The following is a 12,498-nucleotide window of genomic DNA, read 5'->3' on the forward strand; positions in this document are numbered from 1 at the left end:
GATGATCTGAAGCAGCTCGCTGTCGAAAACCGCGTAACTCTTTGTTTACCAAGGAGTTTTCCGTTTCGACTGCGCCGGAAGTGGGGCGAATTATAGACTTCCAGAATCTGCCGTCAACCCCTAATTTGTATTTACTATCAATAACCTGGAAATACCCGCCAATCGCCCTTCTATATAGAAGGAAAGAAACACCTTGAGCAATATATTGCGCAACCCGGACGACTTGAGCATGATGTGCTCCCCGCCTGACTAGTTCGGATACATCCAGAAATGAACGATCAACCCCGCAGCCTCGGTGCAACCCTGTTCCCGGTTGGCCTGCTTCTAATCGCCATGGCTTCGATCCAATCCGGCGCCTCCCTGGCCAAGAGCATGTTTCCCGTGGTTGGAGCCCAGGGCACCACCACCCTGCGGCTGATTTTCGCCAGCGTGATCATGTTGCTGCTCCTGCGCCCCTGGCGCGCCAAGCTCACCGCAAAGTCATTGCGCACGGTGCTGGTGTATGGCGTGGCGCTGGGCGGCATGAACCTCCTCTTCTATATGTCCCTCAGAAGCGTGCCTCTGGGTATTGCAGTGGCCCTGGAGTTCACCGGCCCGCTGGCGGTGGCTATTTATGCTTCACGGCGTGCAGTCGACTTCTTGTGGATAGGCCTGGCGATCATCGGGCTACTGCTGCTGGTGCCCATTGGCGAAACCAGTGCCAGCATCGATCTGGTCGGCGCAGCCTATGCCCTGGGCGCAGGCGTGTGCTGGGCGCTCTATATATTGTTCGGGCAAAAGGCCGGGGCCGATAACGGCATTCAGACAGCAGCCCTCGGCGTAATGATCGCCGCCGTGGTGGTGGCCCCGGTCGGCATTGTCCATGCGGGCGCGGCTTTGCTGACACCAGCCCTGATCACGGTTGCACTCGGCGTGGCAATCTTGTCCACCGCCCTGCCCTACACCCTGGAGATGGTCGCCCTGACCCGACTGCCCGCCCGCACCTTCGGCACATTAATGAGCATCGAACCAGCCTTCGGCGCCTTGTCCGGCTTGCTGTTCCTGCATGAATACCTGTCTCTGGCGCAATGGCTCGCGATCGCCTGCATTATCCTGGCCTCGGTCGGAGCGACCATGACCATGCGCAGCGAATCCAAACCCATGGTCGCAGCGGATTGATTCTATCTGCGATCTAGCTCTGGTATTTAGCGCTCAATTGAGCGATGTTTAGCCGGCTAATGGAGCGTCAACCACGGACTTTTCGGACAGGGATATCGCAAACGCTAAAGCAGCGGTCAATGCAGGCTCACTGCAGTCACACTCGAGCACCAGACTCGAGGCCGGCATTAAGGACGGGAATGAAACGATTTTTGATACTGTTGGCTGTACTTGCTATTGCAGGCTGCGCCGCGACCGCGAAGACCGAGGTCAAGCGTGGCAAAAAGGGGCTGCATATCAACTGTTCAGGGCTGTCCTCTTCCTGGGACAAATGCTACACCCGCGCTACCGACTCCTGCGGCCCCAAAGGCTATAGGGTGATCGCCAAGTCGGGTGACGGTACTGAAGAACCCGGTGACTACCCGTTCGGGCTGAACCCCGCCGGCTACACCAGCCGCAGCATGATCGTCATCTGCAAGTAAGCGCACGCGCCTCAGGTGGGTTCGCTTAGCTGGCTGACGATCCGGTCATGGTTCGACTTCAGCACCTGGCGCTGCATGTCCGGGCTGACCAGCATTCTCGCCACTACCAGTGCACCCACGCACTGCGACAGGATCGACCAGGCCAGGGCTTCATCGCCCAGGGTCTGGGCCCAGCATTGTTGCAAACGGCAAATCCAGTCCTGCGCCTGCTGACGCACCTCCACCGATGCCCGGGAAATTTCCGCACCCAATGTCGGTAACGCGCACCCAGCCTCCGGTTGTTCGACGTGACTCATGCTCAGGTATTGCTTGAGGCAACGGCGCAACCTGGCCTGACTTTGCTCGCCCTCCCCACCCAGCCGCTCGAGGCTATGGCTCAGTTCACGCTCGACGATCGTGGCGAACAGTTCGTCCTTGGACGAGAAGTGGCTATAGAAAGCACCGCCACTCAGTCCGATAGCCTTCATCAACCCATCCACACCAACACTGGAAAAGCCTTCCTTCTTGGCCGACACCGCGCTGCTTTGCAGCAGCCGCTCCCGGGTTTCCTGCTTGTGACTGGCTGAATAGCGCATGGTCTGCCTCGCTGATCTCTCGTCTTGACGCGTCGCGAATCGTAGCATAACGTTCGTTTAGTTAACGATCGTTTACTAATGAGTGATCCCACCATGACTGCAATCATTGATAACAAGAAAGTCGTATTGGTCGTTGGGGCTGGCGATGCCACCGGCGGCGCCATCGCCAGGCGCTTCGCCGCAGAAGGGTATGTCGCCTGTGTCACACGACGCAGCGCCGACAAACTGCAGCCGCTGGTCGAGTCCATCCAGCAAGCAGGCGGTGAGGCCCATGGGTTCGCTTGCGATGCACGCAAGGAAGAAGACGTGGTCGCGTTGATCGAGCACATCGAAACCCAGGTCGGCCCGATCGAGGCTTTCGTCTTCAATATCGGCGCCAATGTGCCGTGCAGCATCCTTGAAGAGACGGCACGCAAGTACTTCAAGATCTGGGAAATGGCCTGTTTCTCCGGCTTCCTCAATGGACGGGAAGTCGCCAAGCGCATGGTCACCCGCCAGCGAGGGACCATCCTGTTCACCGGCGCCACTGCCGGCCTAAGGGGCGCCGCCGGTTTCGCCGCGTTCGCCGGAGCCAAGCACGGTATTCGCGCGCTGGCACAAAGCATGGCGCGGGAGCTGGGCCCGTTGAATATCCACGTCGCGCACGTAGTGGTCGACGGCGCCATCGATACCGACTTTATTCGCAGCAACTTCCCGGAAAAATACGCGCTCAAGGATCAGGACGGCATCCTCAATCCCGAGCACATCGCCGACAACTACTGGTACCTGCACAGCCAGCCCCGGGACGCCTGGACCTTCGAGCTCGACCTGCGGCCGTGGAACGAGCGCTGGTAACCCCCCCTCAATAACAACAATCAGGGAGTACCCTCCATGAGCAAAAGCGTCGAGTTCTTCTTCGACCTGGGCAGCCCCACGTCTTACCTGGCCTACACCCAGTTGCCCAAGATCTGCGCCGAAACCGGCAGCCAGCTGATTTACCAACCGATGTTGCTCGGAGGCGTGTTCAAGACCACCGGCAATGCCTCACCCGTGACCATTCCCGCCAAAGGTCGCTACATGCTGCAAGACCTTGCACGCTACGCCAGACGCTACCAGGTGACGCTCAACTTCAACCCGCACTTCCCGATCAACACCCTGCAACTGATGCGCGCAGTGACCGGCGTCCAATTGCGCCACCCTGAACGCTTCGGGCAGTTTGTCGATTGCCTGTTCCGCGCGCTGTGGGTCGACCAACTGAACCTCAATGATCCGGCAGTGGTAGCTGCCACCCTGAGCCAGGGCGGCTTCGACCCTCGGGAAATTCTCGCGCTGTGCGAGGATGAAGAGGTCAAGACGGCCCTCAAGGACAAAACCGAGCACGCCCTGCAGCGCGGCGTATTCGGGGCGCCGAGCATGTTTGTCGATAATCAGCTGTTCTTCGGCCAGGATCGTCTGGACTTCGTGCGCGAAGCCCTGAGCTGATCTCCCCACGCCCTGCGCCGCCTGCCAGGGGCAGACGGCGCAATCGGCAATCAGATCGCCGCGGTGCGGATCTCCAGCCAGGCCAGCGCCGCGCCTTGCAGCAACGGGCTCAGACGCTGGCGAACTTCGGCGTGGTAGGCGTTGAGCCAATCACGCTCGTCCTGGGTCAACAACGAAGGTTGCAGGCAACGGGTGTCGATCGGGCACAGGGTCAGGGTTTCAAACCTTAAGAACTCACCGAACTCGGTACTGCCTGCTTCACGATTCAACACCAGGTTTTCGATACGCACGCCCCAGCGGCCGGGCCGATAGGTGCCCGGTTCGATGGACGTGATCATCCCCGGCTGCATCGCCGTGTGCGGTGCCGGCACGGCCTGGTAGGCAATGACCTGCGGGCCCTCATGGACGTTGAGGAAGTAGCCCACGCCGTGGCCGGTGCCATGACCGTAGTCCACGCCTTCAGCCCAGATCGGCGCACGGGCGATGGCGTCCAGCAAGGGCGAGAGAATGCCCCGGGGAAACTGCGCCCGGGACAACGCGATAACGCCCTTGAGCACCCGGGTGCAATCAGCTTTCTGCTCGGCGCTCGGGGTGCCGATCGGCACCATGCGCGTGATATCGGTAGTGCCACCCAGGTATTGGCCACCGGAGTCGATCAACAACAGCCCATCACCCTCGATCAGCGCGTGTTCCTCGGGCGTGGCGTGGTAATGGGGCATCGCGCCGTTGGCGTTGAATGCGGCGATGGTATTGAAGCTCAGCGAAACATAACCCGGGCGCCGAGTGCGGGCTGCGGTGAGGTGTTCGTCGATGGTCAGCTCGGTGATGCGCTCCTGGCCCAGGGCACTGTCGAGCCAGGCGAAGAACTCGCAGAGCGCGGCACCGTCCTGTTCCATGGCCTGGCGAATATGTTCGGCGTCGGCCAGGCTCTTTTGCGACTTGGCCAGGGTCGTCGGGTTCAGGCCTTCGATCAGGGTCACCGCGCCGTCCAGGTTGCCCAACAAACCGGCGGTCACCCGCGCCGGGTCGATCTGCACACTGGCCCCCGCAGGCACCGCGCTCAAGGCGGCGGCCACTTCGCTGTAATCGCGCAGGTTCACACCGTCCTGCTCAAGTACCGCGCGCAGTGCCGGGTCGACCTTGCCCAGGGCCACAAACAAGGTGGCCTGCTCTTGGCTGATCAGGGCAAAGGAGACAAACACCGGGTTGAACGACACATCGGCGCCGCGCAGGTTGAACAGCCAGGCGATGTCATCGAGGGTGGCAATGAAGTGCCAGTCCGCCCCACGCGCCTTCAGGGTTTCCCGCAACTTGGCCAGCTTTTCGACGCGGCTGACCGTGGCTTCAGGTGGCAAGTGTTGATAGATCGGCTGATTCGGCAAGGCCGGGCGATCGCTCCAGACCTGCTCCAGCAGGTCGATATCGGTGCGCAAGCGCGCGCCCCGTTGCTCCAGCTTGTCACCCAGGGTGCGGGCCGACGCCACGGCCATCACCGCGCCGTCCACCGCCACCACCGCGCCTTCGGGCGTGTGCTCGGCCAGCCAGTCCAGGGGCCCGGGTTGCCCCGGCAGCAACTTGACCAGTTCGATACCACTGCCTTTGAGTTCCTTGGTCGCCTGTTCCCAGTACCGGCTATCCGCCCAGACTCCGGCGAAGTCCGCCGTCACGATCAGGGTCCCGACCGAGCCATGAAACCCCGACAACCATTGCCGGCCCTGCCAGTAGCCCGGCAGGTATTCCGACAGGTGCGGGTCGGCCGATGGCACCAGCAATCCGTGGATGCCCTCGCGGCGCATCAGTTCGCGGGTGCGCGCCAGGCGCTGGGGAACCGTTCCATGGGTCAAAGGCTGCGTACTCATTGTCTCTCCTGCTAACCGTTTGGATCATTGTTATAGAAGGTTGAAGCCCGCGCCCTCTTCAGGGTTGGGCCACCGCCCAGAACGCAGGCGCACTGGCCACGGCGGCCTTGATCAACTGTGCGGCCTGATCGATGTCTTGCTCAGTGGTGAAACGCCCCAGGCTCAGGCGGATGGTGCGGCCGGCGGACCGTGCGTCATGCCCCAGTGCCAGCAGCACATGGGACGGCGCATTGCTCGCCGAATTGCAGGCCGAGGTCGCGGAAAACGCCATGGACGCGCTCAAGGCTGCGCCATCGAACGCACCTTCGTTAAAGGTCAGGCTCAGGGTATGGGGAATACGCTGCGTGGCGCTGCCATTGAGCCGCAAACCTGGAATATCGGCCAGTTGTTCGAGCAGGCGCGCGCGCAGATCGGCGATGGTCGCGGCTTCCTGCTCAAAGTGTTCGGCGGCCAGGGCAAAGGCGGCGCCCATCCCGGCAATCTGATGGGTGGCCAGGGTGCCGGAACGCAAGCCGCCCTCGTGGCCGCCGCCGTGAATCTGCGCCTGCAAACGCTGTTGCGCGCGCGGGCCGACATACAGCGCGCCGATGCCCTTGGGCCCGTAGATCTTGTGTGCGGAAAACGACATCAGGTCCACCGGCCATTGCGCCAGATCGATGGCCACCTTGCCCGCGCCCTGCGCCGCGTCCACATGCAGCAACGCACCGCGCTCCCGCACCACCTGGCCGATGGCAGGAATGTCGTTGACCGTGCCCAGCTCGTTGTTGACCAGCATCAGCGACACCAGAAAGGTGTCGTCACGCAGCGCCTCGCTCACGGCCTGGGCGCTGATCAGCCCTTCGGTATCCGGCACCAGGTAGGTCACGGCAATGCCGGCTTCCTGCAGTTGTTTGGCGGTATCGAGAATCGCCTTGTGTTCGATCTGACTGGTGATGATGTGCCCGCCGGACACCCCGCGTGCCTGGGCCACACCCTTGAGCGCCAGGTTGTTGGACTCGGTGGCGCCGGAGGTCCAGACGATCTGCTCGGCGCTTGCACCCACCAGTTGCGCGACCTGCTGGCGCGCCAGTTCGACACTGCGTCGTGCCTGTTGGCCGAACGCGTGGGAGCTGGACGCCGGATTGCCGAAGTTGCCGGCAAACCCCAGACACTCCACCAGCACCTGGATGACTCGCTCATCCACCGGCGTGGTGGCGGCGTAGTCGAAATAAAGAGGACGTTTATTCATGGCAAAAAACCCACAGAGACTATTCCAGGATCAGGCCGCGGGGCGTCCTGTTGCCGCTCACAGCGCAGGCTCGAAGGCCACGCGACAACGGCAGGACAGCCCGGCAACAGCCGATCGAATGCAGTTAAAGAAAAACAACTTCGTTTAAAAGTGCGTAGGAACGCTCCTGAAATCAGCTTAACAGGCTACTGGCGCCGGGTTGAAGCGGTTCAGCCAACGCTTTCGAGCAGCAACGGGTACAGGGAAATCACCAGCAGGGCCGCCATGCCTAGATTGAACAGCCGCAACCAGCGCGGGTTACGCAGCACATTGCGCAACAGGCTGCCGCAGGCCGCCCACAGGCTGACGGTCGGTGCATTGATCAAGGCGAATACCGCCGAGATCACCAGCACATTGGTGAAATAGCCCTGCAAGGGGGTGTAGGTGCTGATGGCACCGACGGCCATCACCCAGGCCTTGGGGTTGACCCATTGAAACGCCGCGGCGCCCCAGTAACTGATGGGTTTGCCCTGGCCTTGCTCGGTCTCGGACATTGGCCCGGAACGGGCGATCTTCCACGCCAGGTACAACAAATAGGCCGCGCCGACATAACGCAACACGCTGTACAGCACCGGGTACGCCTCGAACACCGCGCCCAGCCCCAGGCCGACCGCTAATACGAGCACGAAGAAGCCGCAGCTGATGCCGAGGATATGGGGGATCGAACGGTTGAAACCGAAGTTGACCCCTGACGCCAGGAGCATGGTGTTGTTCGGTCCGGGGGTGATGGAGGTAACCAGCGCAAACAAGGCAAACGCCAGCAGCAGGTCCGGGGAGAGAGTCATGGGGCAAGTCCTTGGGGCAGGTCAGTCAGGCATTGACCTTATTCGAGCCCAGGCGCGAAACCCACGGACAGTTGGAGAAAACTTCGAGCAGTACAGACGCCTCAGCTGGCCCGCCCGTGCAGATTGAGCCCACGCTCGGCGCTCATCTCACCCTGCTTGTCAAAACCCGGGACCTTTTGCGGCAGGCCCAGCAACTGGGCTTTTTTCTGCTGGTACTCATCGAACGACAAGCTGCGACGGCTCAGCGCCTCCAGGGCCAGTTCGCGGCTTTCTTCAGCCGTGTAGGGCCGCAATTCGGGGGTGGAAGGGCTGGCGCAACCGGCAAGAACAGTGGCGGCGAGCAACAGTAAAAGGGCGGGAAGACGGTTCATGGCGGGTTCCTGGAAATCGGGTTGCGGACAATGAACACAGGCTACTCCCGCCTCCCGGGAGAGAAAAATCAACAGCCTCGATAGTCGCTATCGACTGTTTGTGTACCCGTTATTGGCGGCCCTTATATTTCTTAATGATCTATAAATATGGAAATACGCTCTTTTGAGGAATAACAACAAGGCTTTATAACTGGCCATCCGTTGCACGGCTGTTGCCTGAGCAACTGTTTGCCAGGCAACAGCCAATCAACAAAAGCAGACCCAGGCAACAGCACCCGACACCCTGCCATTGGGCTACAAGCCCCGTAATACCTGGGCTGCGGTCGTTGGTACAGCTCTTGCTCAGGCTCTGGGACTTCTCACTGCTCCTTGAGCCACTGTTTAAAAAGGAACTGATCATGTCGCGTCCATTGAAAGTCGTTGCCCTTTCCGGCGGTACCTGGCGTCCCTCGCGCACCCTGGTGCTGACCCAGGCCCTGCTCGCCGAACTGGCCGAACAGTTGCCGATCGACAGCAAGCTGATCGAACTGGGCGACATTGCCCGGCCCCTGGGCGCCGCGCTGTCGCGTCAGGAGCTGCCGGCCGAGATCGAGGCCGAGCTGCAAGCCATCGAAAGCGCCGACCTGTTGATCGTCGCCGCCCCGGTGTATCGCGGCTCCTACCCGGGCCTGCTCAAGCACCTGTTCGACCTGATCGACCTCAATGCGCTGATCGACACCCCGGTGCTGCTGGCCGCCACCGGTGGCAGCGAGCGGCATGCCCTGGTGCTGGATCACCAGTTGCGCCCGCTGTTCAGTTTCTTCCAGGCCCTGACGCTGCCGATCGGGGTCTATGCCACTGAAGCCGACTTCGCCAATTACCAAATAACCAGTGAGCCCTTGAAGGCCCGCATTCGCCTTGCTGCAGAACGCGCCGCTCCCCTGTTCGGCGCCCATCCGAAAAATCTGCTGAAAATCGCTTAAGGACCTGTCATGGATGTTTTCTGGTTTCTTCCGACCCACGGCGACGGCCATTACCTGGGCACCACCCAGGGCGCGCGCCCGGTCACCCTCAATTACCTGAAACAAGTGGCCCAGGCCGCCGACAACCTCGGTTACCACGGTGTGCTGATCCCCACCGGCCGTTCCTGCGAAGACTCCTGGGTCATCGCCTCGGCCCTGGTGCCCCTCACCGAACGCCTGCGCTACCTGGTGGCGATCCGCCCGGGGATTATTTCGCCCACGGTCTCGGCGCGCATGGCCGCCACCCTGGATCGGCTGTCCAACGGCCGTTTGCTGATCAACGTGGTCACCGGCGGCGACCCCGATGAAAACCGGGGTGACGGGATCTTCCTCGACCACAGCGAACGCTACGAAGTGACCGACGAGTTCCTCAAGATCTGGCGTCGCGTGCTGCAAGGCGAAGCCGTGGATTTCGAAGGCAAGCACTTGCAGGTGCAAAACGCCAAGGCCCTGTACCCACCGGTGCAGAAGCCCTATCCCCCGCTGTACTTCGGCGGCTCCTCCGACGCGGCCCATGACCTGGCGGCCGAACAGGTGGACGTGTACCTGACCTGGGGCGAGCCACCGGCCGCCGTGGCGGAAAAACTCGCCGACGTCCGCGAGCGCGCCGCACGCCATGGCCGGACCGTGAAATTCGGCATCCGCCTGCACGTGATCGTGCGTGAAACCGAAGAGGACGCCTGGAAAGCCGCCGCCAAGCTCATCGAGCACATCAGCGACGAAACCATCGCCGCCGCGCAGAAATCCTTTTCCCGCTTCGACTCCGAAGGCCAGCGCCGCATGGCCGCGCTGCACGACGGGCGCCGCGACAACCTGGAAATCGCCCCCAACCTCTGGGCCGGGGTCGGCCTGGTCCGTGGTGGCGCCGGCACCGCGCTGGTGGGCAACCCCGAGCAGGTGGCGGCACGCATCAAGGAATACGCGGACCTGGGCATCGAGAGCTTTATCTTCTCTGGCTACCCGCATCTGGAAGAGGCCTACCGCTTCGCCGAACTGGTGTTCCCGCTGCTGCCGGAACCCTACGCCAGCCTTGCCGGCCGTGGCGTCACCAACCTCACCGGGCCGTTTGGCGAAATGATCGCCAACGATGTCCTCCCCGCACACGCCAAGGCCTGATTGCTCGCAAACCTGTGTCGCGCGGTGGTCGTGCAAAGCCGATGGGCGGTGCTTCATGGCCGGCCCATTGGATGGGAATACGACTGCTGCGCAGGGTTTGCGATGACCACGCTTCTCCACGAGGAACACCGCGTGACTGCCAAGCCGCAAAGCGCCCTGTTGTCCCCCCTGCAGACCGCCCGCCAACTGGCCGCCGAGTTTGCCCTGACCGCCGTCGAACGCGATGAGCGTGGCGGCACCCCCAAGGCCCAGCGCGATGCCCTGCGCCAGAGCGGGCTGCTGGCCCTGAGTATCCCCACCCAGTACGGCGGCCTCGGCGCCAGCTGGAGCGACACCCTGAACATCGTCCGCGAGTTCGCCAAGGTCGACAGTTCCATCGCCCACGTCTTCGGCTTTCATCACTTGATGCTGGCCACCGTGCGCCTGTTTGCCCGCCCCGAGCAGTGGCAACCCTGGTTCGAACAGACCGCGCGCAAAAACTGGTTCTGGGGCAATGCCCTCAACCCGCTGGACACCCGCACCGTGGTCAAGAACCTCGGCGGCTGGCGCGAGTTTTCCGGCAAGAAGAGCTTCTGCTCCGGCGCCAGCGATTCGGAAATGCTTATCGCCTCGGCGGTCGATGAAAGCGCCGGTGGCAAGCTGCTGATTGCCGCCATCCCCAGCGGCCGCAGCGGCATCACCCTGCATAACGACTGGAACAACATGGGCCAGCGCCAGACCGACAGCGGCAGTGCCAGCTTCGAACGGGTGCGGGTCGAAGAATCGGAGCTGCTGCTCGACCCGGGTCCGCTGAGCACGCCGTTCGCCTGCCTGCGGCCGCTGATCGCTCAATTGACCTTTACCCATATGTTCCTCGGCATCGCCGAAGGCGCGTTCGAAGAAGCCCGGCAATACACCCTGACCGAAACCCGGCCCTGGCATAAATCCAGCGCCCAGGACGTACGCCAGGACCCTTACGTGCTCAGCCACTACGGCGAGTTCTGGGTTGCCCTGGAAGGCGTGCGCCTGCTGGTGGAACGCGCCGCCGACCTGCTGGACAAGGCCTGGGCCCGGGGTCCGGCCCTGAGCGCCGAAGAACGCGGGCACCTGGCCACCGCCATTGCTACCGCCAAGGTCGCCGCCAGCCGCAACGGGCTTGAGCTGTGCAGCAAGTTGTTCGAAGTCACCGGCGCCCGCTCCACCCATGCCTCGCTGCGCCTGGACCGGCATTGGCGCAACCTGCGCACCCAGACCCTGCACGACCCGCTGGACTACAAACTCCATGAGCTGGGCGACTGGGCACTGAACCAGTCCCTGCCGACACCGACTTTCTATTCATAGCCTTCTGTTCCCGGAGCGTGTCCATGCAGCTTTTGACCTTACCGCCCTCGCCCGCGCTGGCCACCTCGATCCGGGCCACCGCCCAGGTCTTCGAGGACCCGAAATCCCGGGCCCTGCTCGCCCACTTGCAACAGGTCGCGCCGAGCGAAGCCAGCGTCCTGATCATCGGCGAGACCGGTACCGGCAAAGAGCTGGTGGCGCGACATATCCACAACCTCAGCGCGCGTCGCAACCGGCCGTTCGTGGCGGTCAACTGCGGCGCGTTCTCCGAATCCCTGGTGGAGGCCGAACTGTTCGGCCATGAAAAAGGCGCGTTCACCGGCGCCCTGAGTGCCAAGGCCGGCTGGTTCGAGGAGGCCAACGGCGGCACCCTGTTCCTGGATGAGATCGGCGACTTGCCGATGGCGATCCAGGTCAAGTTGCTGCGGGTGCTGCAAGAGCGCGAAGTGGTGCGCCTGGGCTCGCGCAAAAGCATCCCGATCGATGTGCGGGTGCTGGCGGCGACCAACGTGCAACTGGAAAAAGCCATCAACGCCGGGCATTTTCGCGAGGACCTGTACTACCGCCTGGACGTGGTCAGCCTTGAACTGAGCCCATTGCGCGAGCGCCCCGGCGATATCCTGCCGCTGACCCGGCACTTTATCGATGCCTACAGCCAGCGCCTGGGTTACGGCAGCGTGTCCCTGAGCAGCGAAGCCGAAGCCAAGCTCAAGAGCTACAGCTGGCCGGGCAATATCCGCGAGCTGGAAAACGTGATTCACCACACCCTGCTGATCTGCCGCAACGGGGTGATCGAGCGCGACGACCTGCGCCTGTCGAACATGCGCATCGAGCGCCAGGACGACGGCCACGGCACCCAGGACGACTCGGCCCAGGCCCTGCTCGAGCGGGCCTTCCATAAACTGTTTGAAGAACAGGCCGGGGCTTTGCACGAGAAAGTCGAAGACGCCCTGCTGCGCGCGGCTTATCGCTTCAGCCATTACAACCAGGTGCACACCGCCAACCTGCTGGGCCTGAGCCGTAACGTCACCCGCACCCGCCTGATCAAGATCGGCGAGCTGGCCGTCAACAAAAGGCGGCCGGTAGAAGGCCCCAGCGAACGCACCCTGCAACTGTCGATATAA

General features: G+C 62.4%; 13 protein-coding genes. 8 read left to right on the top strand and 5 right to left on the bottom strand.

Going from position 1 to position 12,498, the window contains the following annotated elements; all coding sequences use genetic code 11:
* Positions 1-270 precede the first annotated feature (270 nt).
* Together rhtA and MF4836_RS12640 are read left to right on the top strand one after the other, a co-directional pair.
* Positions 271-1,158: a threonine/homoserine exporter RhtA gene (gene rhtA / locus MF4836_RS12635; protein WP_078470586.1), complete on the top strand. Its 888-nt coding sequence runs from the start codon at positions 271-273 to the stop codon at positions 1,156-1,158.
* A 179-nt stretch (positions 1,159-1,337) separates the two neighbouring features.
* Positions 1,338-1,619, top strand: a complete 282-nt coding sequence (locus MF4836_RS12640) for a hypothetical protein (protein WP_020297800.1) — start codon at positions 1,338-1,340, stop codon at positions 1,617-1,619.
* 11 nt (positions 1,620-1,630) lie between these two features.
* On the opposite strand, the gene MF4836_RS12645 is transcribed toward MF4836_RS12640, so the two are convergent.
* Entirely contained in the window at positions 1,631-2,194 is a 564-nt protein-coding gene (locus tag MF4836_RS12645; protein ID WP_078470587.1) for a TetR/AcrR family transcriptional regulator, read from the bottom strand.
* Positions 2,195-2,287: 93 nt separating this feature from the next.
* Here MF4836_RS12645 and MF4836_RS12650 point away from each other — a divergent pair, with 93 nt between their 5' ends.
* Complete coding sequence (locus MF4836_RS12650) at positions 2,288-3,028, top strand: SDR family oxidoreductase (protein ID WP_078470588.1); 741 nt, start codon at positions 2,288-2,290, stop codon at positions 3,026-3,028.
* Between the two features lie 36 nt (positions 3,029-3,064).
* Positions 3,065-3,655: a 2-hydroxychromene-2-carboxylate isomerase gene (locus MF4836_RS12655; RefSeq protein ID WP_078470589.1), complete on the top strand. Its 591-nt coding sequence runs from the start codon at positions 3,065-3,067 to the stop codon at positions 3,653-3,655.
* Between the two features lie 50 nt (positions 3,656-3,705).
* Here the strand turns inward: MF4836_RS12655 and MF4836_RS12660 are convergent, their stop codons facing one another.
* The 4 genes from MF4836_RS12660 to MF4836_RS12675 all read right to left on the bottom strand — a co-directional run bounded on the left by MF4836_RS12660 (position 3,706) and on the right by MF4836_RS12675 (position 7,937).
* On the bottom strand, positions 3,706-5,514 hold the full coding sequence (locus MF4836_RS12660) for an aminopeptidase P family protein (protein WP_078470590.1): 1,809 nt from the start codon (positions 5,512-5,514) through the stop codon (positions 3,706-3,708).
* A gap of 58 nt (positions 5,515-5,572) precedes the next feature.
* A complete protein-coding gene (locus MF4836_RS12665) occupies positions 5,573-6,742 on the bottom strand; it encodes a cysteine desulfurase family protein (protein WP_078470591.1) in 1,170 nt (389 codons plus the stop codon).
* A 209-nt stretch (positions 6,743-6,951) separates the two neighbouring features.
* The gene (locus tag MF4836_RS12670) at positions 6,952-7,566 is read right to left on the bottom strand and encodes a LysE family translocator (protein ID WP_078470592.1); all 615 of its coding nucleotides are present in this window, start codon (positions 7,564-7,566) and stop codon (positions 6,952-6,954) included.
* A gap of 101 nt (positions 7,567-7,667) precedes the next feature.
* Entirely contained in the window at positions 7,668-7,937 is a 270-nt protein-coding gene (locus MF4836_RS12675) for a hypothetical protein (RefSeq protein WP_078470593.1), read from the bottom strand.
* Positions 7,938-8,335: 398 nt separating this feature from the next.
* Between MF4836_RS12675 and msuE the strand changes: the two genes are divergently transcribed.
* The 4 genes from msuE (at position 8,336) to MF4836_RS12695 (ending at position 12,498) form a co-directional block, all read left to right on the top strand.
* Positions 8,336-8,899 carry an FMN reductase gene (gene msuE / locus MF4836_RS12680; RefSeq protein ID WP_020297809.1) on the top strand — a complete coding sequence of 188 codons (564 nt, stop codon included), beginning with the start codon at positions 8,336-8,338 and terminating at the stop codon, positions 8,897-8,899.
* Positions 8,900-8,908: 9 nt separating this feature from the next.
* Positions 8,909-10,054: an FMNH2-dependent alkanesulfonate monooxygenase gene (gene ssuD / locus MF4836_RS12685; protein WP_078470594.1), complete on the top strand. Its 1,146-nt coding sequence runs from the start codon at positions 8,909-8,911 to the stop codon at positions 10,052-10,054.
* 102 nt (positions 10,055-10,156) lie between these two features.
* Positions 10,157-11,374 carry an acyl-CoA dehydrogenase family protein gene (locus MF4836_RS12690; protein ID WP_177326786.1) on the top strand — a complete coding sequence of 406 codons (1,218 nt, stop codon included), beginning with the start codon at positions 10,157-10,159 and terminating at the stop codon, positions 11,372-11,374.
* A 23-nt stretch (positions 11,375-11,397) separates the two neighbouring features.
* The gene (locus MF4836_RS12695; protein WP_078470595.1) at positions 11,398-12,498 is read left to right on the top strand and encodes a sigma-54 interaction domain-containing protein; all 1,101 of its coding nucleotides are present in this window, start codon (positions 11,398-11,400) and stop codon (positions 12,496-12,498) included.

The sequence above is a fragment of the Pseudomonas sp. MF4836 genome (genome assembly GCF_002018875.1).
Classification (GTDB): Bacteria; Pseudomonadota; Gammaproteobacteria; order Pseudomonadales; family Pseudomonadaceae; genus Aquipseudomonas.